The 26,260-nt window shown below is 37.9% G+C and carries 24 protein-coding genes and 2 pseudogenes; 3 read left to right on the top strand and 23 right to left on the bottom strand.

All coding sequences use genetic code 11. The features are described 5' to 3' along the window. Positions 1-7 precede the first annotated feature (7 nt). The 3 genes from MTT30_RS01825 to MTT30_RS01815 are packed head-to-tail and all read right to left on the bottom strand — an operon-like array spanning position 8 to position 2,221. On the bottom strand, positions 8-1,021 hold the full coding sequence (locus tag MTT30_RS01825; protein ID WP_429800788.1) for an alanine racemase: 1,014 nt from the start codon (positions 1,019-1,021) through the stop codon (positions 8-10). After that, complete coding sequence (cmeU, locus tag MTT30_RS01820) at positions 1,014-1,253, bottom strand: CmeU family protein (protein WP_087576821.1); 240 nt, start codon at positions 1,251-1,253, stop codon at positions 1,014-1,016. Before cmeU ends, MTT30_RS01825 begins: the two co-directional genes overlap by 8 nt. A 2-nt stretch (positions 1,254-1,255) precedes the next feature. After that, entirely contained in the window at positions 1,256-2,221 is a 966-nt protein-coding gene (locus MTT30_RS01815) for a L,D-transpeptidase family protein (RefSeq protein WP_021090919.1), read from the bottom strand. 137 nt (positions 2,222-2,358) lie between these two features. Here MTT30_RS01815 and MTT30_RS01810 point away from each other — a divergent pair, with 137 nt between their 5' ends. The 3 genes from MTT30_RS01810 (at position 2,359) to MTT30_RS01800 (ending at position 3,800) form a co-directional block, all read left to right on the top strand. After that, entirely contained in the window at positions 2,359-2,781 is a 423-nt protein-coding gene (locus tag MTT30_RS01810) for a copper chaperone PCu(A)C (RefSeq protein ID WP_429800787.1), read from the top strand. A 71-nt stretch (positions 2,782-2,852) separates the two neighbouring features. Continuing rightward, on the top strand, positions 2,853-3,248 hold the full coding sequence (locus MTT30_RS01805) for a hypothetical protein (RefSeq protein WP_021090968.1): 396 nt from the start codon (positions 2,853-2,855) through the stop codon (positions 3,246-3,248). 9 nt (positions 3,249-3,257) lie between these two features. After that, positions 3,258-3,800, top strand: coding sequence for an SCO family protein (locus MTT30_RS01800; RefSeq protein ID WP_429800786.1), 543 nt, complete (start codon positions 3,258-3,260; stop codon positions 3,798-3,800). Between the two features lie 297 nt (positions 3,801-4,097). On the opposite strand, the gene MTT30_RS01795 is transcribed toward MTT30_RS01800, so the two are convergent. The 20 genes and pseudogenes from MTT30_RS01795 to MTT30_RS01700 form a co-directional block, all read right to left on the bottom strand. Then, positions 4,098-4,439: a chaperone NapD gene (locus tag MTT30_RS01795; protein WP_072594844.1), complete on the bottom strand. Its 342-nt coding sequence runs from the start codon at positions 4,437-4,439 to the stop codon at positions 4,098-4,100. Continuing rightward, complete coding sequence (locus MTT30_RS01790) at positions 4,436-5,371, bottom strand: WD40 repeat domain-containing protein (protein ID WP_429800785.1); 936 nt, start codon at positions 5,369-5,371, stop codon at positions 4,436-4,438. Before MTT30_RS01790 ends, MTT30_RS01795 begins: the two co-directional genes overlap by 4 nt. Next, positions 5,368-5,835: a 4Fe-4S ferredoxin gene (locus MTT30_RS01785; protein WP_429800784.1), complete on the bottom strand. Its 468-nt coding sequence runs from the start codon at positions 5,833-5,835 to the stop codon at positions 5,368-5,370. Before MTT30_RS01785 ends, MTT30_RS01790 begins: the two co-directional genes overlap by 4 nt. Continuing rightward, positions 5,835-6,362, bottom strand: coding sequence for a nitrate reductase cytochrome c-type subunit (locus MTT30_RS01780; RefSeq protein ID WP_072594841.1), 528 nt, complete (start codon positions 6,360-6,362; stop codon positions 5,835-5,837). Before MTT30_RS01780 ends, MTT30_RS01785 begins: the two co-directional genes overlap by 1 nt. Then, positions 6,359-7,150, bottom strand: coding sequence for a quinol dehydrogenase ferredoxin subunit NapH (gene napH, locus MTT30_RS01775; protein WP_103560247.1), 792 nt, complete (start codon positions 7,148-7,150; stop codon positions 6,359-6,361). The genes MTT30_RS01780 and napH overlap by 4 nt, the downstream gene beginning before the upstream one ends. Beyond that, the gene (gene napG / locus MTT30_RS01770; protein WP_429800783.1) at positions 7,147-7,905 is read right to left on the bottom strand and encodes a ferredoxin-type protein NapG; all 759 of its coding nucleotides are present in this window, start codon (positions 7,903-7,905) and stop codon (positions 7,147-7,149) included. The genes napH and napG overlap by 4 nt, the downstream gene beginning before the upstream one ends. A gap of 9 nt (positions 7,906-7,914) precedes the next feature. Beyond that, positions 7,915-10,695 (bottom strand): nitrate reductase catalytic subunit NapA, encoded by a 2,781-nt coding sequence (napA, locus tag MTT30_RS01765; protein WP_429800782.1) that lies wholly within the window; start codon positions 10,693-10,695, stop codon positions 7,915-7,917. 538 nt (positions 10,696-11,233) lie between these two features. Beyond that, entirely contained in the window at positions 11,234-11,758 is a 525-nt protein-coding gene (locus MTT30_RS01760) for a methyl-accepting chemotaxis protein (RefSeq protein ID WP_159070040.1), read from the bottom strand. A 657-nt stretch (positions 11,759-12,415) separates the two neighbouring features. Continuing rightward, positions 12,416-13,156 (bottom strand): annotated as a pseudogene (locus MTT30_RS01755) (cache domain-containing protein); the annotation flags it as partial. A 228-nt stretch (positions 13,157-13,384) separates the two neighbouring features. Beyond that, the gene (locus MTT30_RS01750) at positions 13,385-13,825 is read right to left on the bottom strand and encodes a methyl-accepting chemotaxis protein (RefSeq protein WP_374048479.1); all 441 of its coding nucleotides are present in this window, start codon (positions 13,823-13,825) and stop codon (positions 13,385-13,387) included. Positions 13,826-14,620: 795 nt separating this feature from the next. Further along, a pseudogene (locus MTT30_RS01745) lies at positions 14,621-15,352 on the bottom strand (cache domain-containing protein); the annotation flags it as partial. A gap of 394 nt (positions 15,353-15,746) precedes the next feature. Next, positions 15,747-18,314 carry a molybdopterin guanine dinucleotide-containing S/N-oxide reductase gene (locus tag MTT30_RS01740; protein WP_429800781.1) on the bottom strand — a complete coding sequence of 856 codons (2,568 nt, stop codon included), beginning with the start codon at positions 18,312-18,314 and terminating at the stop codon, positions 15,747-15,749. Positions 18,315-18,560: 246 nt separating this feature from the next. Further along, positions 18,561-19,136, bottom strand: coding sequence for a cytochrome C (locus MTT30_RS01735; RefSeq protein ID WP_429800780.1), 576 nt, complete (start codon positions 19,134-19,136; stop codon positions 18,561-18,563). A 98-nt stretch (positions 19,137-19,234) separates the two neighbouring features. Beyond that, positions 19,235-19,657, bottom strand: coding sequence for an EamA family transporter (locus tag MTT30_RS01730; RefSeq protein ID WP_107785038.1), 423 nt, complete (start codon positions 19,655-19,657; stop codon positions 19,235-19,237). A 51-nt stretch (positions 19,658-19,708) separates the two neighbouring features. Next, positions 19,709-20,632, bottom strand: coding sequence for a Dyp-type peroxidase (locus MTT30_RS01725; protein ID WP_429800779.1), 924 nt, complete (start codon positions 20,630-20,632; stop codon positions 19,709-19,711). Between the two features lie 16 nt (positions 20,633-20,648). Next, positions 20,649-21,344 (bottom strand): DUF4230 domain-containing protein, encoded by a 696-nt coding sequence (locus MTT30_RS01720; RefSeq protein ID WP_429800778.1) that lies wholly within the window; start codon positions 21,342-21,344, stop codon positions 20,649-20,651. Positions 21,345-21,459: 115 nt separating this feature from the next. Beyond that, complete coding sequence (gene ilvA / locus MTT30_RS01715; protein ID WP_429801799.1) at positions 21,460-22,671, bottom strand: threonine ammonia-lyase; 1,212 nt, start codon at positions 22,669-22,671, stop codon at positions 21,460-21,462. A gap of 25 nt (positions 22,672-22,696) precedes the next feature. Continuing rightward, positions 22,697-23,800, bottom strand: coding sequence for a tRNA (uridine(54)-C5)-methyltransferase TrmA (trmA, locus tag MTT30_RS01710; protein WP_429800777.1), 1,104 nt, complete (start codon positions 23,798-23,800; stop codon positions 22,697-22,699). Positions 23,801-23,802: 2 nt separating this feature from the next. Next, positions 23,803-25,497, bottom strand: a complete 1,695-nt coding sequence (locus MTT30_RS01705) for a Na+/H+ antiporter NhaC family protein (RefSeq protein WP_429800776.1) — start codon at positions 25,495-25,497, stop codon at positions 23,803-23,805. A gap of 9 nt (positions 25,498-25,506) precedes the next feature. Then, positions 25,507-26,253 carry an SDR family NAD(P)-dependent oxidoreductase gene (locus MTT30_RS01700; protein ID WP_429800775.1) on the bottom strand — a complete coding sequence of 249 codons (747 nt, stop codon included), beginning with the start codon at positions 26,251-26,253 and terminating at the stop codon, positions 25,507-25,509. Positions 26,254-26,260 lie beyond the last annotated feature (7 nt).

Raw genomic sequence — 26,260 nt, 5'->3', positions numbered from 1 at the left:
ATTTCCTTTATATAAATTTCCTAGTGATGTTTGGCGAGAGCTTTACTAAAATGTCATAACTTATCGTATTAAAAAATTTTGCCCAAATATTTGCATTCTCAAGCACACAGACCCACTCACCACTATCTTTACAGCTAAAGCTATCCATCGAAATTTTGCCCAGTATTGGCTCGCCATTTGCAAGTCTTAGCTCGCCAAGTCCGTTGTATCTTAGCAATCCATCGCCATATCCAAGATCATAAGTGGCTACATTTATATCTTCTTTTGCGCTAAATTTAGCACCATATCCAACACTTTGACCACTTTTTAAAATACGCTTGCTAACTCTTCTTGCCCATAGTGAAAGTACTGGCTTTAAGTCCAAACTATCACCAAACTGAGTGTATCCATACTGAGCGATGCCAACACGCACCATATCATCATCGATTTTGCTTGCTCTTTCAAGCGCAGCTGAGTTGTGAGAGTGAAAGATCGGTTTTTTTATACCAAACTCATCGCAAAGAGCTAAAGTTTTCTCTTTTGCAGCCCTAAAATTTTCCCTTTGCACAAAATAATCAGCATTGAGCTCATCACTTGCGCGAAAATGAGTATAAGCTCCAAGAAGCTCTAAATTCCTTCTTGTTAAAATTTCAAACGCATAATCAAGCTCGCTAATATCAAGCCCATTTCTATGCATACCAGTATCGATTGCAAGATTGATTTTTGAGCCATCTTTTATCTTCAAAAGTGCCTCTATATCGTTTATCGCATAGATAAATTTACTACTTTCATTTCCGGTTGGGATATGCGAGAGAATGAGAATATTTTCAAATATGTCAGAAATTTCATCTGCTTCAAACTCGCTTTTTACAGCGCAAACTTCTATGCCAAATTTTTTAGCTTCATTTGCAATAAGCCTTGCACCATGTCCATAAGCATTGTCTTTTAATACAACTATTACTTTTTCTTTACCACCGGCTTTAGTACAAATTTGAGTGAGATTATGAATATATGAAGCTTTATTTAGGCGTATTTCAGACATTAAAATTCACATTAAAAGCAGTATAAACATCCGGTAAAAGTTTTCTTACGTTGTAATCAAATGCATAAAATTTGGCGTAAATTTCTTTCAGATCAGCCTCTTTTACTTTGCTAAAATCAAAAACATCAGTACCATTTTTCTTTGGAACCTGACGGTCAAGCTCAGCAAAAAAAGCAGCTCTTGCCTCTAAAATTTTTTCGATTTTTTCTTTTACTTCTTGAGATTTTTCCACTTTTACTCCTCTATAAAAATTTTCATATCATCGTTATAAAGCTTCACATAAAGCGTCTTTTGCCCAGCAAATTTATGTGTATCTGAAACATAATCCTCATAAAAACTCACACGAAAAAGCCTATCGTTTTTAAGATTTGGATAAGGCGTGATAAGAAAATTTGAAAAACTAATGCGTTTTTTCTCTTTTTTAGAAAAAATAGCCCGCTTCATACTTTTAAATTTTTCCAAGCTCATACCATCGTATCTCTCAAAGTTTTTATCGTAAAATTTAAGATAGTTTTCAATGTCGCTCTCACTCCAGGTCTTTTTCCAGCCCAAAAGCCCAGAAATAATCACTGCAATATCTTTTGCGCTAGCTTCTGGACGCTTATCTTCATAAATAAATGCAAGTGTTTTTTTGTGATCCACAACATCATCAAATTTCATCAAAGTATCATTTTGCATAGCCACGCAGCCTTTTGTTTTTAGCTCATCTGTCCTTTGACCATCAAGCGGATAGCCATGTATCCAAATGCCACCGCCATTTCGTTTTGCAAGCTTATCAAGCAAATTTGGGTATGAAAGCGAAAATGCAAGTGGGCCAAGATATCTATCATTTGGCGTAAATCTACGTGTAAGCTGATACACTCCAACCGGTGTTTTTAGATCGCCTTCAAGAAGCTTATCGCCATTTTTGCCAACTATAACACTTGAGCTAAAAAGCTTTTTTGTAATACCGCCATTATAAGAGATCACTTCGAGCTTCTTTTTAGTTTTATCAACTACACTTAGAAGTATCTCATTGTCATAATATCCATATCTTACATCCTTGCCCTCAAGCTTTTTTAGCCAGTAATCCTTACTTAAAATATTTTTTTCGATGGCATCAATAACAGCAGCAGAGCCATTTTTTAAGTAAATTTCTTCGTAATTTTGGGCAAAAAGACAAGGCGATAACGCGATGAAGAAAAATATAATTTTTTTCAAGTGAAATATCCCAAAAAGTAAAATTTAGTCCGTAATTATATCCTAAAAAATTTATATTTTTAGATTTTAAAGGTAAATTAAGTAGTTCTAAATGTATAATGTGAAAACCATTATTAATTTTATCACAAAGGAAAAATATGAAAAAAATCGTTTTTGGTGCGATGCTTGCAGCTTCTGCTCTTATGGCGGCTGATATCAGCCTAGAAAATGTTAGAGCTAGAGATACAAAACCTGGCACAAACAATAGTGCAATTTTTATGGATATAAAAAATGCTTCAAATTCCGATGTAAAGCTCATCGGTGCTCACTCAAGCGTTTGCAAAAGTACAGAAATTCATACACACAAAATGAATGATGGTATGATGGCTATGGTTCAAATCAAAGATGCAGTGATCCCAAAAAATGGCGAAACAAAACTAGCTCCTGGCGGTCTACACATTATGCTTATGGATCTAAATAAGCCATTAAAAGATGGTGATAAAGTTGATTTAGAGCTAAAATTTAGCAATGGCGAGAGCATAAAGCTTGATAATATCGGAGTAACTAAAAACTTTAAATAATGAAAAAAATCATAATTATTTTTTCATTTATCTTTATTGTTTTAGGTGCTTTTTCGATAGGCTATAAGCTTATGACAACAAGCAAGGAAGATCCACCTGAATTTGCCGATGTAAACACATCGCTAGATCCTTTAAAATGTGATCTAAACAATAAATCTTGTGAGATGGAATTTAAAGGCGTAAAGCTAAAAATAGACATCTCGCCAAGACCTATTTATGCTATGAGACCTTTTAGCTTTAAAATCATTAATGGTAAAAATTTAGGGCTAAAAAATCCTAGTCTTGAGATAGATGGCATAAATATGAATATGGGATCAATCAAAGCAAGACTCGAGCCAAGAGGCGATAACTTAACTGCTCAAGTAGTGCTAAGCGCTTGTGTTGTCGAGCTTATGAGATATCGATTTAAAGTGCTTGATGACGAAAAAGAAACTGGTTTTTTTGTAGATCTTGATCTAAAATTATAGAGGGTAACGATGAAAAAGGCATTTTGGGGCTTAATAATAATCTTAATTTGTATAGGTGTTGCACTTTTGCTAATAAAGCCAAACAAGTATGATTTTAAGGCACTTTCGAAAAATGGTGAAGTAAGTCTTAAAAATTATGATGGAAAGTACAAAGTTATATATTTTGGTTATCTTTTTTGCCCCGATGTCTGCCCTACTGCACTCTCTTTGATTGGCGATGAGCTAAATAAACTAAAAAGAGATGACTTTGAGCTACTTTTTATTACGCTTGATCCTGAACGTGACACTCCTGAAAATTTAACTCTAATGGCAAAAAATTTCTACAAAGATGCCGATGGATTAAAACTAAACGCCTTAAAGGAAGTAGCAAAAACCTATGGTGTAAAATTTCAAAAAGTCCGTCTTGAAAACTCAGCCATGGGCTACTCTGTTGCCCACAGCTCTTCAATATATTTAATAGACAAAAAAGGAAATTTTTATAAAGAAATTTCAAATCTAACAAATGAAAACATTGGAGAAAATTTATTAAATTTGATCAAAGATAGACCTTAGGCTGGAAATTTTAGTAAGCCAAAACTGACCTACTAAAATTCTTTATGCAAATATCATCTCAAGATCTTCTAAACTAAAATTAATTCACTTGTTATGTTTTTGATTTTAATGCTCGCTGAGTGATTTTTTCACCCAAAATCTATTAACCCTTGAACATAAATTTAATCTACAAGCTAAACAAAGTTGATTAAGCGAAAACAGTACTATCAATGAATTTATTAAGAGGATCTATACGAAAGGTAGGCTTTTGCACTATAAATTTTAATGATAATGCAAAAGCTAAAAAGTTAAGTTTTACTATTTCACTCTATGATGCACGCTGCCACCATAAGTAATATCCTCTGCCTTTACCTCATCACTTGTTAAAATTTCACTTATCTTGCCATTTTCTTCTAGTTTTTTCCTATTTTCTTCGGCATCTTCTTGATAGCTGTAAACCATCGCAACGCTCACCACTCCACTGATAGCTTCTATCTTTTTAAAATTTTTTATCTCATCCTCAATGCTATCTGAACTAACTACCACTACGATTCTATCGTCTGCATCGGTTATTATTTCACACTCTTTTAGCTTTTTTATCTCATTTTTTACACTTTCATTTTTATTATCCGTATAAACTATTAAACTTGAAATATTCATTTAATTCTCCAAAACAAAATTTTATTCTCATAGGCTGAAGTTACGACTTCATTATCGCTTATAAAAACTATGCTATTTATCGTACTTTGTCCAGTTTTTAGCATTGCGATATTTTCTAAGCTTTTGCTATCAACTAAATTTACATCGCTCATCTCATCGCTCATATAAGCCGCCACTCTGCCATCATCGCTAAGGCCGACGCCATAGACCAAAAAGCCGGTATTTATCTTTTTTAGGCTCCCAGCTGAGAATATCCCCACGATCCTGTCGGTACCTCCGCTGATCATGACACCATTTTTATAGGAGATGTCGTAGATATTGTCTGTATGAATGTCTAAAATTTGATCCATTTTTTTAGCTTTTATATTATAAAAGTAGACCTTCCCACTCTCACAAGCGATAGCTAGCGTGCTTCTATCTTCGCTTATCTCCATATCTGAGAGCATCGCGATTGAAATTTTAAAGCTATCATAGATTTCGCCACTTTTTAAGTTTAAAAAGTAAATTTCATTGCTGATTGAAGCAAGTGCAATATGCTCATCGTCTAAAAATAATGCCTTTTTTATCGCTTGATTTGGTATTTTTATGCTTTTCATCTGCCCATTTTCTCTTATATAAAGCACCTTTGTAGCATAGTCACCCTCACTTAGGATAAGTATCTTGCCATTTAACTCATCAACGTTTAGAATTTTTGGTCTTTCGTGATCACTAACGTAGGTTTTTATATCATCCATCTTAATGATCTCTTCAAATTTAGACTCTTTAGGATCATAAATTTCAACCGTCCCTCCATCAGTCGCGATAAAGAGTTTGCCATTTATTAGCGTTGTGTTTAGCACATTTGCACTAGCTTCTATTTGCTTGTATGGAGTGGTGATCTCGCTTGCAAAAATAAAATTTAATAGACAAAAAATAAAAAACAAAGCTCTCATAAGGCCTCCATTTGAAGTGAATTTTTAAAGCAAACATCAAAGCACTCACCGCAATTTACGCAGTTTTGATTAACAATAGGACGAAAAACGCCAAGAAATTCGACTGCTTTAAATTTGCAAGCATCAAGGCAGTTGTAGCAGATCGTATCGTTCCATGCTAGACAGCTAGAAACATCGATACTAACTTTTGCGTTTATACTCTTTGGTGAGCTTGGGCTTAATGTCTTCTTACCAAGACTCTCACAAGCCTTTGCGCACTCTTCACAAAAGTCACAGCCCAGCTTTTTAACTTTAAAAATTACTCTTTCATTTTCAAAGCTAAGAAGCTCTTTTTCACAAGCATTTACACAGCTAGCATCGCATCCATCGCAGTCAAACTCACCGCTAAAAAATGGTGGAGTTATAAATTTGGGAGCAGATTTTGCCCCCAAAATTTTACTAAAAAGCTCTCGCCTGCTTTGCATTATTTAACACCATCGTTTAAAACATCTAGCAAGTTTGACTTATGAGTGCCGTTTTTATCTCTAAAATCAGGCTTAAATTTATTGCCAACAAGCTGCGTTACACCATTTTGTTGCTCAACGTGGCATGTTGTGCAGTTATATCTTTCATCATCAAGCTTGCCTGCAAGATCTTTTTTATTTCTGATGTCATAAAGGTGAGATGATGGTATCGGTGTTGCTCCACTATCTTTTGCAAACTCAGGCATATGGCAGGTTACGCACATATTCATATCTTTTGTGATAGGCACTAAACCCTCAGTATCGTGTGGGATAAATGGCGGTGCATTTTCAAAAGACCTATCAAATTTCTTTGACATACCAGCCGGCTCTTTTGTGTAGTTCACATCTTTTAATACAACGTCTTTATCGTCTAGCAAATCGATATTTCTAAAGCCGATTTGCGAATCACTAATACTTGGATTATTAAAAGTACATGCCGCAAAAAACGCAGCACACAATCCTCCAAGCATCATTATTTTTATTTTCATTTTTCTCTCCTTAAATTTCTAATACTAAATTTCAAAGCCCCGTCTCCACAAACATCAATGCACCTGCCACAGCTTATACACTCGCTTGAGCTAACCGAGCGGCTCTCTTTACCGATCATATCAAGCACTTGCATCTCTGGGCAAATAAGCTTACATTTCATACATTTTGTACAAGCCTGGGCATCATGTTTTACTCTAATTAGGGCAAATTTTGAGATGATGGCATAAAAGGCACCAAGTGGACAAACGTGCGAGCAAATGCCACGCTTTAACACAAACATATCAAAAGCAATGATCGCAACCGCTATGCCTAAAGCACTAGCTGAGCCGTAAATAATGCCACGCTGAATAATGCCAATATAGCTAACGCTCTCAAATACTGGATAAGATAAAGCAAGGCTTAATATAAGAGCAAGAGCCAGCAAGTAATAACGTAAATTTTTACTCACATTTAAGACTTTTTCGCCCTTAAAGCCAAATTTCTCTCTTAGTTTAAAAGCGATATCAGTTAGCAAATTTATCGGGCATATCCATGAACAAAATGCTCTTGGAGCAACCAGTGCATAAAATGCAAAAATAATGCCAGCTCCAATAATTGCATTTATGCCAGCACTAAAGCTTGCAAGTAAAATTTGGACCAAAGCAAATGGATCGCTTAGTGGAATTTTTCCAAAAAGCAAAGATGAACTTAAATTTCCGCTAAGTATCTTAACTCCATAAAAATTTCCTAGGATAAATAGCGCTAGGATAGAAATTTGAGTTATTCGTCTTAAGATTAAAAATTTCATAGCTCACCACCATTTAGATAATCAGTCGCTTTTTTAATGTCAAGCTTTATTTTGCTGTCTGCATCATTTATGCGTCTTTCATCTTCTTTGACCCAGCCTTTGACGTAGTTATCACCTACTTTGCCAAGCACCGCGTCACGATTTAGCACGGTAATGGCTGCTTTTTTAGTGATACAGGCTCGCTCGCATAGGCCACATCCGGTGCAGATGTCGCTATCGACCACTGGAAGTAAAAACGCATGCTTTTGCGTCCTTTCGTTGCGGCGATACTCAAGATACAAGGCCTTATCTATGAGCGGACAGGATCTGTAGCAAGCATCGCACTGTATGCCCCAGTATGCCACGCAGTTTTTCATATCGACCACCGCAACACCCATCTTGGCCTTATTTATATCAAGCTTGCCTTTTGTACTTACTAAATTTACGTCCAAAGCTCCAGTCGGACAGGCTGGCACACAAGGGATATTTTCACACATATAGCAAGGAATTTTTCTAGGCTCAAAATAAGGCGTTCCAATGCTTATGCCATCTTCTAGCGATGAGAGCTTTAGCGTATCAAATGGACAAGCCTCTACGCAAAGCCCACACCTAATGCAGCTTTGTAAAAATTGCTTCTCTTCCTTTGCACCAGGAGGCCTAAGAAGCATAAGTGGTGAAGCTTTAGTGCTAAGCGACCAAACAAAGCCTCCGCCAAGAGCTAAAAGCGCTACTTTTGCTCCAAATTTTAAAGCCTCTCGCCTACTTGAAAATCCCATATCGCTCACCTATGCTTTGTAAATTTTAACCGCACACTTTTTATAGTCAGTCTCTTTTGAGAGTGGGCAAGTAGCGTCTAGTGTTACTTTATTGATAAATACGTTTTCATCAAACCAAGGCACATAGATAAGACCTACTGGCGGCTTATTTCTACCTTTTAGATCGACTCTTGCTTTTACCTTGCCACGACGTGATTCAACCCAAACGATCTCGTTTTGCATTACGCCAAGTTTTTTAGCATCATCTTCGTGCATATAGCAAAGTGCCTCTGGAACAGCCCTATAAAGCTCAGGAACACGCATAGTCATCGTGCCTGAGTGCCAGTGTTCTAGCACACGGCCAGTACATAGCCAGAATGGATACTCTTTGCTTGGCATCTCGCATGGATCCATATAAGGACGGAAGAAAATTTTTGCTTTATTTGCAAGAGATGTTTTATCTTTATTTGTAACGCCTTTTAGATCACCTGTTGGAAGTGCTGCATTTTTGTTACCATAGAATGCAAATTTCTCATTTGGAGCAGCTTTTTTAGCATATGGGTCAAATTTAGTGTTAAATCTCCACTGAGTCTCTTTACCATCAACTACTGGCCATCTTAAACCTCTTACCTTATGGTATGTGTCAAAGTCAGCTAGGTCGTGGCCGTGGCCAACGCCAAATTTTCTATACTCTTCCCAAAGATATTTGTGAACGAAAAATCCATATCCTTTAAATTCTTTACCATCTGAGCCGATCACTTTTCTGCTATCACCAAATACTTCTGTATTGTCGTAGTTTTCCATAATAGGATCGTTTGCACTAAATTTCTTAGCCTCTTCGTTAGCAAAAAGTACATCAAATAGCGTATCTTCTTCGCTATATCCCATAGCTTTTGCAGCATCGAGCACGTTTGGAAGTGTAACTTTGTCATTTACTTTTTTCTCACCCCAAACATCTTTTAGCTTAAAGCGCTTACTAAACTCCATCATTTGCCAAATATCAGGCATCGCTTCACCAACAGGAAGCACTTGTTGTCTCCAGTGCTGTGTTCTTCTCTCAGCGTTACCGTAAGCACCCCATTTTTCATAGATCATCGCAGTTGGAAGAATAAGGTCGGCTACTTTTGCAGAAATTCCTGGATAAGGATCACTGACAACGATGAAGTTATCCATCTCACGAGCCGCTTTTATCCAGTGGTTTGCGTTTGCAGTATTTTGCCATGGGTTGTTTACTTGAACCCAGATAAATTTAACCTTACCATCTTCAAGATCACGCATCATTTTTACGTAGTGAGAAGCGAGTACACCGCTTAGTGTTCCGGCAGGAAGTTTCCAAATTTTTTCAGTTATCTCTCTATGTTTTGGATTCTCAATAACCATGTCAGCTGGCAAGCGGTGAACAAATGTTCCTACCTCTCTTGCTGTACCGCACGCACTTGGTTGACCAGTTAGAGAAAACGCTCCTGAACCTGGAAGTGCTTGTTTGCCGAGCAAGAAGTGAACCATATAAGCTTGCTCATTTACCCATGTACCACGTTGGTGTTGGTTAAAGCCCATCGTCCAGAAACTAACAACTTTGCGGTTTTTCTCTATATAAAGATCAGCAAGTGCTTTTAGTTTTGCTTTAAACTCATTAATGTCTTCGTTAGGATCGCCTTTTGCCACCTTTGCTGTAAAGTCAAGCGTGTAAGGATCAAGAGCTTTTTTAAACTCTTCAAATGTTATTTGCCAATGTGCGCCAGCTTTTGCAGCATTTTTATTTTCTAGTGTATCGCCAGCTTTTAGTCCAAGATATGCGAGTGTAACACCCTCAGCTTCACTTAGCACCTTTGACTTCTCAGTAGCAGCAGTGTCTAGCTCGCTTGGAGCATATTTTTTATGATTAATGTCTGGACGAAGACCATATCCGATATCGGCTGGACCAGTTGTAAATATACAGTGTTTTTTAACAAATTCTTCATCGATCATCTCTGGGTGGTTATAAACTATCTCACGAGCGATGTAGTTCCAGATAGCAAGATCAGATGACGGAGCAAAGATAATCTCTATATCAGCCAAATTTGATGTTCTAGTTGAGTAAGTGCTTAAATTTACAACCTTTACTCTATCAGGATCGCTAAGCTTTCTATCGCTTACGCGTGCCCAAAGGATCGGGTGCATCTCAGCCATATTTGCGCCCCATGCCACGATAGTATCAGTTAGTTCGATATCATCAAAACAGCCTGATGGCTCGTCTATACCAAAAACTTGCATAAAGCCAACAACCGCGCTTGCCATGCAGTGTCTTGCGTTTGGATCAATGCTATTGCTTCTAAAGCCACCTTTTATAAGCTTAACAGCAGCGTAACCTTCTGGAATTGTATATTGACCAGAGCCTAAAACTCCGATACCATGAGGTCCTAGCTCATCATATGCTTTTCTAAACTGAGCCTCCATAACATCAAATGCTTGCTTCCAGCTTACTTGCTTAAATTTACCTTTTTTATCAAATTCGCCTTTTTCATTTACACGCAAAAGCGGATGAGTGATCCTGTCTTCGCCGTACATGATCTTAGCATTAAAATAGCCTTTAATGCAGTTTAGACCACGATTTACTGGTGCTTCTGGATCTCCTTTTACAGCTACTATCTTGCCTTCTTTTGTAGCGACCATGATGCCACAGCCTGTTCCACAAAACCTACAAGCGGCCTTATCCCAGCGCCAGCCTTTTTCGGCTTCACTTGCTGCACTTAGCGAGCTTGGTACGGCTATACCAGCACTAGCACAAGCAGCACTAGCCGCAGCACTTTTTATGAATTCTCGTCGATTCATTCTTTCTCCTTTAAAGATTTAAAACAAATTTAATTGATATTAACCTTGCAAAACTTATTTACAACTGATTGACATTTACAAAAATTTCAAAAAACTTAAGATAAAAATGTAAATATTTTTCTACATAAAAATATTAATTTTCTTACAAAGTACGATTTTAAAAGAAAATACCATTTAATAAAATTTAAAAATTTTAGAGTAGTTATCAAAAAGCTAAAGAAATCAAAGTAAAATTGTTTTTAAATATTTGAGTAAAAAAGTAACATAAAGTATTATTAAAAATTTTATCTCCTTACTGAAATAGCAATAATTGTAAGGATAAATTCTAATAATTTTCACTACATTACGACAAACATAATCTATAAAAATTTAACTAGTAATATCACTATAAAGCTATAAATATTAGATTATTTTTAAAAATTTTATTATATTTATAAAACAAAAAATAATTTTAAGATTAGAGATAAAAAGGAGTTATTTTCATTCTCAAATTTTGAGAATGAAATATTAATAAAATTTTAGGTGTTAAGCTATAAGGTTAAAATTTATTCTTTTTAACATCAGCTACTATTGTCTTAGCCATTTCATCGATTTGAGCAGTGATTTCATTCGTTGAGCTCACGATATCAACATTTTGCTTTGTAATGCTATCAATCTGACTTACGCTTTGATTTATCATATTTATGCCTTCGCTTTGCTCTCTGATGCTCTCACTCATCTCATTGATACTTTGAGTAAGTATATTTGCATTAGTTTCGATCTCGCCAAGTGACTTTTGGGTGCGCTCGGCTAGTTTTCTAACCTCATCTGCAACTACGGCAAAACCTCGTCCATGCTCACCAGCACGCGCCGCTTCGATAGCAGCGTTTAGAGCAAGTAAATTTGTTTGATCGGCTATATCTCTAATAATAACGATGATGTTTTTAATCTCTTCAGATTGTTTTATAACATCTACAGTCTTTTGACTAATTGCACTCATTGAGCTACTCATTTGTTCGATTGCAGCAGCACTTTCTTGGAGAGAATTTGCCTGTGTGCTAGCACCTTGAGTTACTTGCTTCATTGATGCATCTAAATTTTTGGCTTTTTCTTCTAAAAATTGTGCTTGTTTTAGGTTAAATGCAAGCATATTAGCTATCTCTTCGCCAAGCTCATTTGTTACTAGCTCAACATTGCCTTTGGCATCCAAAATTCTTGAAGTAAAATCAGAATTTCTAAAATCATTAAAAGTTTTTTGGATCATATTTAAATCGCTACCGACTCTTTTTTCCAAAACATCTAGCATTTTATTTAAGACATCTTTTAATTCAATTAGTTTTGGATTGGCTGGAACATCTATTATCCTTGCTTTTAAATTTCCATTTTCTATCGCCTTTGCAGTCTCAACAGATTGAGATACCACTCTAGAGTCTTGATCGGCATTGTCAAAAATTTTAGCAATATTATCATTTATTAGTTTGCTCATTACGCCAAATTCATCTTTTGTTGCCACCTTTGAAACAACTGGCTCTTTTATCTCAAAATTTAAAAATCTAAAGAAACTAACCAAAGCATCTGTAATAGTTTTAATAGGATTAAGCGATCTTTTTAGCAAGAAATATACAAACGCAGACAAGACAACTATAAATATAAAGGCTAAAATAATCTGAACTTTTAAAATAGGCAAAGTATGCGAGCTAAAGATATTTTGATCCATTGCTGTTATTGCCAACCAACCTTTATCATTTATCTCTAACATATAGGCATAGACATCTTCGCCTTTTGTATTTTTATATGCTATTAATCCATTTTCATCAAATTTCTTTTCATTATATTGTTTTATTAGACTCTTTGCGATCTCGTGAGGTTTGCCGACTAATTCTTTATTTGGGTGCATTATAACGTTGCCATTTTGATCTGTAACAAAAGCATAGCTGTATTCAGTTTTACTGATTTGCGATATATTATTGCTCAACTCCTCAATAGACGCATCTATGCCCGTAACTCCAATATTTTTAATAGGTGCAGCAAAAGTTATAACCATCGCATTTAATGAAGCTGCCATATATGGATCAGTATATATTGGTTTATTCTCAGCTTTAGCTTGTTTATACCATCCTCTAACTCTTGGATCATATCCGGCTTTATTTTGCCCATTTGATCTAAACATAGCTCCATCTTCATATCCAGCATAGATAAGTGAAATCTCTTTACTAGATACAGCTTTTGCTTGAGATAAAGCTAAATTTATACCATCAGCATTCATCGAGCCATCACTTTTCTCGCTTATCTTACTAAGAGTCTCAGCCATTTTCTCTATAGCATACTGATTATTGTCAAAAAAGCTATTTAGTGTGATTTTCACATCTTTTAAAATTTGCTTTTGAGTTTGTATTACTAACTCAATGGCTTTATCATGAGCTGTGTTATAGCTAGCTAGAGATATTAGCAAGAATGATATGAATAATGCCAGTATAAGCATTAAAGATATTTTGTTTGCAATTGATCGCATTTACTTTCCTTTTACAAAAATTTTTAAGATGCGATTGTATATTTTTTTATATTAAATAGTATTTAATAATATTAATTACAAAATAGTGATGTATACATTAAATAATAATTTTGAATTATTTTTTCATTTTAGATAGTTAAAGTAAGTGAGATAAAATTAGAATTTAGGGGAAACAAACCCCTAAATTCGGCTCTAAGATTAAAATTTATTCTTTCTAACGTCGGCTACTATCGTCTTGGCCATATCGTCTATTTGGTCAGTAATTTCGTTTGTTGTACCAACAATATTAATATTTTGTTTTGTAATACTGTCGATCTGGCTTACACTTTGATTTATCATATTTATGCCTTCACTTTGCTCTCTAATGCTTTCACTCATCTCATTAATGCTTTGAGCTAGAACATTTGCGTTAGCTTCGATCTCGCCAAGTGATTTTTGAGTTCGCTCTGCTAGTTTTCTAACCTCGTCGGCAACTACGGCAAAGCCTCTGCCGTGCTCGCCGGCGCGTGCCGCTTCGATAGCGGCGTTTAGAGCAAGTAAATTTGTTTGATCGGCTATATCTCTAATAATAACGATGATATTTTTAATCTCTTCGCTTTGTCTCGTTACGTCGCTAGCTTTTTGACTAATGGCGTTCATAGAACTGCTCATCTCTTCTATAGCCGCCGCGCTTTCTTGGATAGAGTCTGCTTGCTTATGGGCTCCGTCGGTTAGGGTTCTCATAGATTCTGCTAGGATTTTAGCTTTTTCTTCTAGGACCTGAGCTTCTTTTAAATTTTCCCTTAGCATATTGCTTACGGCGTCGCCAGCGCTTTGAAGGCCTACTATCATATCTCTTAGATCGCTTTCAAGCTCCGGTTTTAGCTCTAGTCTAGGAGTGTAGTCGTTTTTATTGTAAGAAGCTAAAACTACCGCTATTCCTTTTAAATTTTCAGAAATTGATGCAAAGAATTTATTTAGCAGATCTTTTAACTGAACTAAAGCCGGATTATTAGGGACGGAGTTGATCTTAGCCCCCATGTGGCCTTTTATCATGAGATTTGCTATACCGTTCATCTCGTCTATTAAGGCGCTGTCTTTTTTAACGCCGTTAAGGACTTTTTCTATATTCTCGTTAATAGATTCGCTCATTCTGCCGAATTCGTCTTGCGTAGTTACTACTAGCTTTTCCGGAGCGTTAGGGGTTTCGTAAGTGATAAATTTAAACGCGTCTTCAAGCTTGGTTTGAATAGTTCTAATAGGACTAAGGGATTTTTTAAGAAGAGTAAATACGATAGCCGAAAGTATGACTATAAAAGCTACGGCAAGGATTATTTGAGCTTTTAATAAAGGCAAGGTATTAGACGAAAAAGTATCCGCTCCGATAGCGGCTACGGCTAGCCAGCCTTGGTCGTTTATAGGAAGGACTTTGGCAGTTACGTTTTCGCCTTTATAGTTTGTATAAGGAATAAGTCCATTTTCATCAAATCTTTTAGCTGCAAAAGCCTCAGCAATATATTTGCTAGCAGGAACGGTTTTACCAACATTGTTTGGGTCATTGTGCATTAGCATTACGCCTTCTTTGTTTATTAAATAGACGTAGCCATATTTTGTTTTACCCATTTCAAGAATTTTTTTACTTAAAGCATCCATATTTAAATCAAGCCCCAAAACACCATCAAAATTTCCATTTTTATTTACTGGAGCAGCAAAACTAATTACTAAAGCGTTAAACAAGGCAGCTTTATAAGGTTCGGTATAGATAGCACCATTTGCGCTCTTTGCTGCTTTATACCAACCTCTAGTTCTAGGATCGTAGTTATCGGCTGGAGTTGTTCTAGTGCCGTCAGACTGGAAAAAATGTCCATCACTCTCGCGACCATAAAAAATATCAGTAACTAGACGACTAACGCTTTCTTTTTGCATTTTTGTTTTTTCCATGTACGAGTCATCATTATTTGGTGTTTGTGCTATATCTAAAGCATACTTTTTAGCAACTTCTAAATATTCTTCAAAAAAAGAATCAGTAGTAGCTTTGATGTCACTTAGAATCTGATCCTGGGTCTGGCTGACCAACTCTACCACCTTACTTTCCGCTGTATAGTAGCTGACTGCCGAAATAGCAGCAAACGAAATAACAAGCAGCGAAATTATAATTATCGCTATTTTAGAAGTTATGGACTTCATCTTTCCTCCTTTAAATAAAAATCTGTTTAATCTATCTAAAAAAAATTAAAACTAAAATTAATTTTATACTACATTTAACGACTTTTAAATAATTAATCAAAAATTGTATCTATTAAGGTAAAAAAGTGAGTTTTTTAGTGATTATTTTGTCTTTAAAAGTCAGGTAGCTTGGCTTTAAAAAGGACTTTATAAAAATTTAATATAACTGGTCATTTAAATCTAGAAATTTTTATTTAACAATTAACAAAAATTATACCCATCACCTCAACATCCATTGTGAAATAAAATTTTATAGAGCTATAGGGCTTTAAATATAAATTTAAGCTTTTGTGAGTAGTAGATTTATTTTAAATTTTAAGTTCAAAAGCAGGAGAAGACTCCCCTGCTTTTAATATTATTTAGAAATTTTTGGCTCAGCAAAGGCTGTAAGATTTAACGCCTCGTCGCCTTTATATTTCTCGATATTTACAAGAGCTGTATGGCTAATATTGCCATTTGCTAGCTTGCTTGTTGGGATATCTATGGTTAGCACGTTTGCACCGCCATTTTTACAAATTCCACTATCAAAGCCGTCATACCAAGCGCCCTCAGCTAGTTTTACAACACCTTCTTTGATGTTTTTAGTGACATGAGCACCTGCTAAAACCTCGCCACGTGCGTTAAATACACGCACCAAGTCGCCGCTTTGTACGCCAAGCTCTTTTGCGTCTTTTTCGTTGATCCAGATAGGCTCGCGATTTGCGATAGCGTAGTTGTCACGAAGTGAAGTTTGGCTTAGCTGTGAGTGTAAGCGGTCAGTTGGGTGAGCGCTTATCATGTGGTATTTTGCAGGTTTGTCTTTCATGCCTAGCCACTCGATCGGCTCAAACCACATTGGGTGCGCCTTGCAGTCGTCATAGCCCATTTTCTCGATCGTATCTGAGTAAATTTCTATAAGACCGCTAGGCGTTCCAAGAGCATTTAGCACAGGATCTTCTCTAAATTCGCCAAATCTCACCCAGCTATCACTATCTTGAGATGAGGCAAATGTAACTGGCTTATTTTCATTCCAAAACTCTTCAAATGGCTTCATATCAGTAGTTAGCTCAGGCACAGCCTTGACCTGAGCGTAGGCTGCGTCATAGTACTCTTTGATCCAGTCAAACTCATCCTTGCCGTTATCTGTGTAGGCAACGACTAAATTTTTAGCATAAGCCTTGCAAAGATCAGTGAAAATTTGATAGTCATCTTTTGCCTCGTGGTATTTCTCAACGACTTGCTTCATTGGCACGATGTTCATATTTGAGTAGTCACCAGTCATGGTGATATCGTTTCTCTCATACTCTGTAGTGACTGGGAAGACAATATCAGCCATTTTTGCTGTTGGTGTCCAGTATGATTCATGTACGACAACCGTTCTTGGCTTTCTCCACGCTTTTAAATTTGTATTTGTATCTTGGTGGTGCACAAGTGGGTTACCGCCGACCCAGTAGATAAAGTCGATATCTGGATAGGTGATCTTTTTGCCGTCGTGGTCGATCACTTTACCAGGATGTAGCAATGCATCTGCAATCCTTGCGACCGGGAAGGCATAGTTGGTTGCTTTTTGTAGCCAACTTTGGCCTGTGCCTGCTGCTGCAGCTGCCTTTGCGACGAAGCGACCTCGTTTATCAAACTCGCCTGTGTCTGTGCCGATAAACTCACCTTTTTCGTTAAATTTACCCACACTTGCGCTATTTATGCCGCCGATGACTGCACCCTTGCAAGTCGGAGCGCCGCCGTTTGAGTAGTGATAGCTAAGGCCAAATCCCCCACCAGGAAGGCCGATCTGTCCTAGCATCGCCGCCAAAGTCACCATCGCCCAGTGTGGTTGCTCGCCGTGGTGAGCGCGCTGCATGCCCCAGCCGCTCATTATCATAGTGCGGTTTGCGATAAATGTATCAGCTAGCTCTTTTAAAGTATCTTTGTCGATACCACAAATTTTACTCGCCCACTTTAAATTTTTAGGAGTGTTGTCTGTTTTGCCAAGTAGATATGGGAGGAATTTATCAAAGCCAGTTGTGTAGGTTTCAATGAAATTTTTATCATACTTGCCGCTCTCATATAGGTAGTGCATCATACCAAGCATCATAGCTGTGTCGGTGTTTGGCACCGGAGCGATCCACTGAGCATTATCAAAGTATTGCGCTGTGTCACTCTTGATAGGATCGATGATGATCACTTTGATATCTTTTTTATTTTTGAGCTCTTCAAAGTATTTAAAGCCCTGCTCGTCGGTGCTAGTCCAAGCTATGCGAAGTGTCGCAAGTGGGTTTGCACCCCAGATGACTACGACTTTTGAGTTCTCAAGTACGACTGGCCAGCTGGTTTGCTGCTCATAGACCTCGATACTACCCACGACGTGAGGCATGATGATCTGGCTAGCACCTGTTGAATAGTCCCCTAACGAGCCAACAAAGCCGCCACTAAGGTTCATAAATCTATGAAGCAAAATTCTTGAGTTATGCACGTTTCCGCTTGACTTCCAACCGTAACTGCCTGCAAAAACGCTTTGCAAGCCCTTTTGCGCTCTTGTCTTTTTAAGCTCTCTTGCAACTAGCTTGATCGCCTCTTCGTAAGGCACCTCAACCCACTCATCCTTGCCGCGAAGCTCTGGCTTTGGATTATCTGGATTTTCAAGGTAGCTCTTTCTAACTGCTGGGCGTTTGATACGGCTTTTGTAGATCATATCTGGTGTGTAGTGCTGAAGTGGGTTGTAAATTTCACTTGTTTTTTGGATAGGCTCTGACTTTACTGCTACACCGTTTTTGGTTGTTACTTTTAACATACCCCAGTGAGCGGCTGTGATAACCTCGCTATCTCTTAAAACACTCTTTTTTACACCATCAGCAAATAAATTTGATGCTGTTACGCTTGAAAGCAAAGGTGTCGCTGCAATTGCTGTAGCACCTTTTTTTAGAAATTCTCGTCTGTTCTCGTTCATCTTATCTCCCTTTCATTTTTAACTTCTCGCTTGAGCAAGCCCAAGCTCCGACAAACCCCATCGGTTTGATCCCGCACTAAAGACAATGCTCTTTAGCGGCTTGGCAAAGCCAAACCTAAGAACCAACTCTAAAGCCTAAGATCGCAAGTCTGCGATCTAAATTTTGATTTTTATTAAGTAAAACCTTTTAAATTTAAGCCTTTTTCCTTGCTAAAATTTAGTGAAATTTAGCCTGCTAGGTTTTACTTATTTACCTAAATTTACGTCAGATGAGTGTTTTTGAAGGTATTCAACAACCAACCACTCGTCTTTTTTCTCTATTGCGGTTCTGCCAATCATTGATTTTAGAAGTGACGGCCATTGGTTTGCGTTGAAATGTGTGGTTTGAGGCAACGCATGGCAAACACCACAGCTCTCTTTATACATCTTATCAGCTTTTGCAAACATCGCATTTACGTCAGCACTAAAGCCATCTTTTTGAACAAAAACTGTTGTTTCTACCTCATTCCATTTGCCGTTTTTGCCCTCTTTTATGACTTTGATGTCAAAAGGTGCGGTTTTAGCAAATGCCACTGAGATGATCCTGGCACCATCAGCAAAATAAACTACGTTGCTAACGGCTGGATTTTGATAGCCTTTTACTTTAATTTGCGCTCTGTCACCGCTTATTTGTAAAATTTCAACTGCATTGGTTGGTAGCAGTCTACCTATACTTTTTGTTGAGCTAGCATCACCGTAAACATCTTTTACAACATCTGTGTAGTTTAGGCTAGCACCAAATGCCGCACAAGCCACGATGGCTGAAAAAATGATTTGTTTCATATTTCTCCCTTCAAAATGAAATCGTTCAAATTTTAGGAGCTTCTTGATTAATTACAAATTAAAATTAAAAATATACTTTAAGAATAATGCAGAAAATTTTATTTAAAAATGAGTAAAAATACGCCAGATACGATAAGACAGATGGCTAAAATTTCTTTTAAATTTAGCCTCTCACCAAGAAAGATGACAGCCAAAATGATAGCCAGCACAACGCTAAATTTATCAACTAGCGCCACTTGATAAACCTTGCCAACTTGCATCGCTTTAAAATACATGAGCCAAGATAGCCCGGTAGCTATGCCACTTAGTATGAGAAAGAGCCAGTTTTTAGGGCTTAGCGAGCTTAGTGGCTGCCATTTTTTAGCCACGCTTAAAAGCAAAACAAGCATCAAAATGACAACGATCGTTCTTATAAATGTCGCAAAATCACTGTCAATATCCTTTACACCAAGCTTTGCAAAGATCGCTGTAAGTGCAGCAAAAACAGCTGAAAGAGCTGCGTAGATAAACCACTCTGGCATTTTTATCCTTATAAATTTAAAGGGACAAATTTGCTTCGCCCCAAGCTAAATTTATCCCTCGTAATCGCCAATCATATCAACTGTTGGAACAAAGTATAGGGCACCAGTTACTGGCGTACTAAAGTCAAGCAGCCTATCTGAGTTACCCTTTGGCTCGCCAATAAACATCTTTTTAAGCATAAGCTCAACCGTTGAAAACGTACTCGCATAAGCGATGAAGTAAGTGCCTGTTTTACTACCTTCAGTAAATGGCATATTGCCACGCACGACTTTTTTATCATCTCCGACGTTTGCAGCAGCTGAGTGTGAATTTGTAGGTTTTACATCCTCACTCATCTCGATGTCAAGCTCTTTTGAACGACCTATTACCTTTTCTTGCTCACTTACGCTTGTAGCGTTCCACTCTTTCATATTGTGAAAGTATTTTTGTACAAAAACGTAGCTACCGCCTTTAAATTTAGCGTCCTCATCGCCAACTTTAGCAAAGAAGTCTCTCTCCTCGCCCTCAGGATTTTCAGTACCATCAACAAAGCCTATTATCGCCCTACCGTCATGATACTTAAAGCCTTGCGTCTCGTCTGTAAGCTCTGCAAATTTAAAAAGCACGGCCTTTATCGCTTGAGCCATATCGAAGCAATCAGGCACATTTAAGGCGCGGATATGGATGTGGATATCGCCCTTTGTGCTAACAGCCTCGTGTTTATCGCCCTTGATCGCTTTAAAATTTACAAGCTCTTTTGGCAGATCTTTTGAAATTTCAAGCTTTTTCCAAGCATCATGACCCACGCCAAGGACGCAGTTTACATTTTCATTTGCGCCAAATCTAATCTTGGCAGTTTTATTTAAATTTACAACCAAGGCGCAAAGCTCGGCAAAACCCTCTTTACAAGCCTTTTTATCAGCTGTTAAAACCCATGTTTGAAAGACCGTGTTGTTGCCTGGTGTCTGCGTGACCTCTTGTGAATTAAAACTCATTTTTTCTCCTTTAAATTTATACGATATTTTCTAAATTTAGCTGTGAATTTATCTGCTCATCGTTATCATCAAAAACAAATTCGACCTTGTTTGCCCCAAAGCTCTTTGCGATCGCTTCAAGCGTGTCGCGAGCCGATTTATGTATCTTGCTTTGAAGCTGTGATATAAGACGAACGCTCATCTTTTTCACTTCACTTCTAGCCTCTTCTATAAGTCTATTTTTATCCTCTTCTGTAAATGTGCTTCCAAAAAAGCCATTTAGCGAATCAGGCAGCAAAAATGGTATAAATTTGCCATTTTTCTCATCATAAAATTTCATATCTGCGATTGAGAATTTATACTTGCATGGTGGCATTTTTATCTTGTAGCTAGAGTTTGCGATCTGTATGATCTCGAGTTTTAGACTAGTTAGATCGTAGATGAAATTTATCTCAAACTCAAATATCATCGAAAGCTTCTTCTCGCTTACCAGCCACCTTAGATACTCTTTGCCAAAATTTCCAAACGCATGGTCGGTTTTTGTGACGATCTCTTTGCTATATACCTGAAAGACAGATAGCTCGCCTATACTTTTTAGCTGTGAAATTTCCGTACTGACAGATACATTTTGACTCTCATCTTTGGCCTTTTTTAAAGCCCTGCTCGCCCTATAAAATGCAAATGCAAGGACCGCAAGCAAAAGGGCTAATATCAAATTTACATATTCACTCATTCTTTCTCCTTTAAAGCTTGCTATTTTAGCTTAATTTTGTAAAGCAAAAAGAAATTTGGTTGAAATTTTGTTGGGTCTTGCCGCCTTAAAATTTCAAAAGGCAGCAAGGCTAAAATTAAAATAATTGAGTAAAAGAAAAACCGTTTTTAGCAAGAACTTCTTTGATCTTTTCTTGATGCTCAAGACCCTTTGTCTCAAGCGTGATCGTGATATTAGCATCACCGTAATCAAGCCTTGTTGAAAATCGGTCGTAATCGATCTTGACGATGTTTGCATTTGCTGATTTTAGGCTGTCAGTTAAGCTCATGAGCGCTCCTGGCTTATCCACAAGTGTTATTTGCAAGGTCATCTTGCGGTGAGACTTGATAAGGCCCTTTTCTATAATGATAGAAAGAACTTGCACGTCGATATTTCCACCACTTAGCACCACACCTATCTTTGCGCCTTTTTTAAATTTTATCTTATCATGCATAAGTGCTGCCACGCCAGCTGCGCCAGCTCCTTCAACTACGATCTTTTGAGTCTCTAGCAAAAATAAAATCGCAGTCGCAATCTCCTCGTCATCGACTTGTACAAATTCATCCACGCACTCTACGATATTTGCCAGTGTGATCTCGCTCGCATCACGCACAGCAATACCGTCAGCTATGGTGCGCACTGATTTTGAGTTTATGCTCTTTTTAGCGCCATAGCTATTAAACATAGCTGGAGCACCCTTTGCACCAACGCAGACCACTTTTGTCTTTGGATTGACCTGCTTTATGCAACTAGCCACACCACTAGCTAGCCCACCGCCACCAACTGGGACGATGACCATATCAAGATCACTTATCTCATCAAGCATCTCAAGCCCAACAGTACCCTGCCCTGCCATGACGTACTCGTCGTTAAATGGATGAACAAAGGTCATGCCCTTTTCTTTAGCATAGTTCACAGCAAAAGCGTATGCCTCGTCAAAGTTGTCGCCCTTTAAAATGACCTCTGCACCAAGGTCCTTTGTGCCAGCGACCTTTAAAAGTGGGGTTGATTCTGGCATGATGATGCAAGCATGCACGCCAAATTCCTTTGCGCTTATAGCTACGCCTTGAGCGTGGTTGCCAGCACTTGCAGCCACAACGCCACGTTTTCTCTCCTCATCACTTAGGCTAGCTATTTTATTGTATGCGCCTCTTATCTTATATGCACCAGTTCTTTGTAAATTTTCTTCTTTCAAATAGACACTTGCGCCTAAAATTTTACTAAGCTTTGCGCTTAGCGCAAATGGGGTCTTAGTCACGAAATGACCGATCGTGATCTTTGCTTGGATGATTTTATTTAGTGAAACCATTTTTTTCAAATTTTCCTTTTTAAAATTATTCTTTTGCCCTTAGTAACACGCCACACTCGATGTGATGAGTGTTTGCAAACTGATCAAAAATGGCAAATTTTATCACTTTATGGCTTTTACAAAGCTCTTTTAAATTTTCTTTTAGAGTCTCTGGATTGCACGATATATAGATGATATTCTTAAAATTTTTGATGAAATTTACGACACTTTCGCTTAGTCCTGCACGAGGCGGATCAACAAGGACATGAGAGAAGTTAAAGTCGCTTAAATTTATATCCTTGAGCCTATTAAATTCCCTAACACCAGCAAATGCGCTCATAAGCTCATCAGCATCCATACGCAAAAATTTGATGTTTTTAGCCTTGTTTAGCTCACAGTTTTTAAGGGCATTTGCGATCGAGCTCTTTGAAATTTCAGTGGCGAGAACGTTTTTAAATTTAAACGAAAGCGGAATAGTAAAATTTCCATGTCCGCAGTAGAGCTCAAGGAGGTCAGCACCGCCTTGCACGCACTCTTTTGCCCAAGCTATCATCTTTTCATTTACGGCTCTATTTGGCTGGATAAAGGCATTCTCAGATAGGCTAAATTTATAAATTTGCTCTCCAATATTTAGCTCATCGATCAAATTTAGCTCACCACTTAGTAGCTTTTGCCCACGCGATCTGGCAAGTATGGTAACGTCAAGCTTACTGGCTAGAATTTTCATAGCCACCTCAAACTCACCATCAAGCCTTTTATGATAAAGAAGTGTAACCAAAATACCACTTTTACAAGAGATAAATTCCACTCCAAAAAGCTTTGCGCGCAGTATTTCGTTCTCTTGCAAGTTATAAAGCAAGTTTGGCATAAGCTCTGAAATTTGCTCGCAAACCTTTGGGCAATCATCTATAAAGACCTTTTTGCCCTTTTCGCTTGCATACATCGTGTAGCTAAGCTTGCTGCCTTCATGCCAGATGCCAAATTCAGCCCTTGTGCGGTAGTATTTTGGGTTTGATCTAAAAACATCAAATTTACCGTCATAAAACTCTGAAAAATTTTGTTTTACAAGATCAGTTTTAAATAAAATTTGCTCATCATAAGGAGTAAAAAGAGTGCAAGAGCCGCACTCTTTTAGATAATTGCAATCCAAATTTACGCTTCCACCTTTTTGCCAACAAATCTAACTAGCGCCCAAATCGCTAAAAATCCACATGGAAGTGCCAGCCAAACACTAAGACCAAGAGCAACTGGCAAGTAACCAACTAGCACGCTTACCGCACAAACGCTTAGAGCATATACCATTTGCGTTGAGACGTGGTCGATGTGGTTACATCCTGCGCCCATCGATGAAAGGATCGTAGTATCCGAGATCGGCGAGCAGTGATCACCAAAGATCGCACCTGTAAGTACGCCTGAGATATTTACGATCATGTATGCATGCATAGCATCTCCGTCTAAGCCGTAGTTTTTACCAACAGCGTAAGCTAGTGGAATAGCTAAAGGCATCAAAATACCCATCGTGCCGTAACTTGTTCCAGTTGAAAAGCTTATAAACGAGCCAAGGATAAAAACAGCAACTGGCAGGATAAATTTAGGCGTTGAAGAGCTTAATAAATCAACCAAATATCTTGATGTGCCAAGCTCTTTGATAACTGCACTAAGGCTCCATGCAAGAAGTAAAATCACAACCGTAATTATCATAGTCTTCCAGCCCTTTACCCATGTGCTGATAGCCTCTTTTACGTCAAAAATTTTACGCCAAACACCCATTGTGATAGCTACGATACTAGCAAGTAGTGCTGCTTGAAATAGCGATGTAGCTGAGTCTGCTGCGCCAAAAGTATCTTTAAATGTAGAAAAAGCAAGAGGATTGGCAAGTGCATTTTTAAGAGCATCACCCTCAAGTGCAGCAAGACCACTAAAATAAAAACTAGTAAATGCGCCAATAACCAACACAAGAAGTGGCACAACAGCATTTGAGGCACTTAGTTTTACGCCCTCTTTTGGCTCAAGTGTTTTATCTTCTAGGTCTTGAATTTGAGTTTTACCTGAGTGAAGTTCGCCCTTTCTGGCACGTCTTTCAGCTAATAGCATTGGGCCGTATTCACGTTGCATCAAGGCAGTACAAACTATGAAAAACAGTATAAAAAGGTTATAAAATCTATATGGAATTGTCTCGATAAATACAGAATAAGCGTTAATTCCAGTTTCTCCAACTAGTTCATAGCCCTTTTCGATGAGTGAAACCTCAAGGCCAACCCATGTCGAGATGATAGCAATACCAGCGATCGGTGCTGCGGTAGCATCTATGATAAAAGCTAGTTTTTCGCGGCTTATTTTAAATTTATCACTTATTGGTCTCATTATAGGGCCAACGATTAGGGCATTTGCATAGTCATCGAAAAATACAAAAATTCCCATGAGCCATGTTGAAATTTGAGCCGAGATACCTGTTTTTGCCTTTTTGCTAAGCCAAAGAGCGACCGCCTTTGTACCGCCCATCTTTGTGATGAGTGCGACCACACCGCCGATACAAAGTACCTGAAGCAAAATACCTGAATCAGTCTTATCAGCCATTGATTCAACGACTCTTGAAACGATACCTGTAAAGCCTTTTACGATACCCATAAAGATATTTTCATTGATGATGTTTATGAGAAACGTTCCGCTAAAAACACCTATAAACAGCGACAATATAACGTCTTTTGTGATAAAAGCAAGTGCTATTGCCACAACAGGCGGTATAAGCGTAAATACGCCATAAATTTCAGCGTTTCTCTTTGCCACTTCTGGATCGACACCAAAAAGCGCAACGCTAAAAAAAAGTAATAATAAAATTTGTCTCACAAGAACTCCTTAAAATTTTTCTATCGCAAGCCCAGCCCAAGTCTGCGTATTTGCCATGACTTCGACCCTATTTATATTGACACTTCCAGGCATATTTAGACAATTTACCAAAATCGTCGCGATATCCTCAGATGTGATGAAATTTGTATTTTCATAAAGGCTATCTGCCTTTGCCTTATCTCCTCTAAATCTAACCTCGCTAAATTCGGTCTTACAAAGTCCTGGCTCGATGTTTGTCACCCTGATATTTGTACCGACTAGATCGTTTCTTAAATTTAGACTAAACTGCTTTACAAAGGCCTTTGTGGCACCATAAACGTTACTTCCAGGATATGGCCATGAGCCAGCTGTCGAGCCTAGGTTAAATATATAGCCCTTTTCTTGCTTATAAAGTAGTGGCAAAACCGCCTTTGTCGAGTAGATAAGACCCTTGACGTTGGTGTCTATCATCGCCTCAAAGTCCTCCACCTTCGCATCTATCGTCTTTTCAAGTCCAAGCGCCATGCCAGCGTTATTTACAAGCACTTCGATGTCTTTAAAATTTTCAGGCAAGCTATCAACTGCGTCAAAAACAGCTTCTTTATCGCGTATGTCAGCTACAATGATATGTGTATCGCCAAGCTCACCTGCAAGCTTCTTTAGCCTATCTTCTCGCCTTGCAAGAGCGACTATCTTGTAGCCCTCTTTTGAGAGTCTTCTGGCGATCGCCTCGCCAAATCCAGATGTTGCACCAGTTACAAAAGCTGTCTTTTTCATGATTTTT

It is taken from the genome of Campylobacter concisus (assembly GCF_050447445.1).
GTDB classification, from domain to species: Bacteria; Campylobacterota; Campylobacteria; order Campylobacterales; family Campylobacteraceae; genus Campylobacter_A; species Campylobacter_A concisus_BI.
This window is presented reverse-complemented; position numbering and strand designations above follow the sequence as displayed.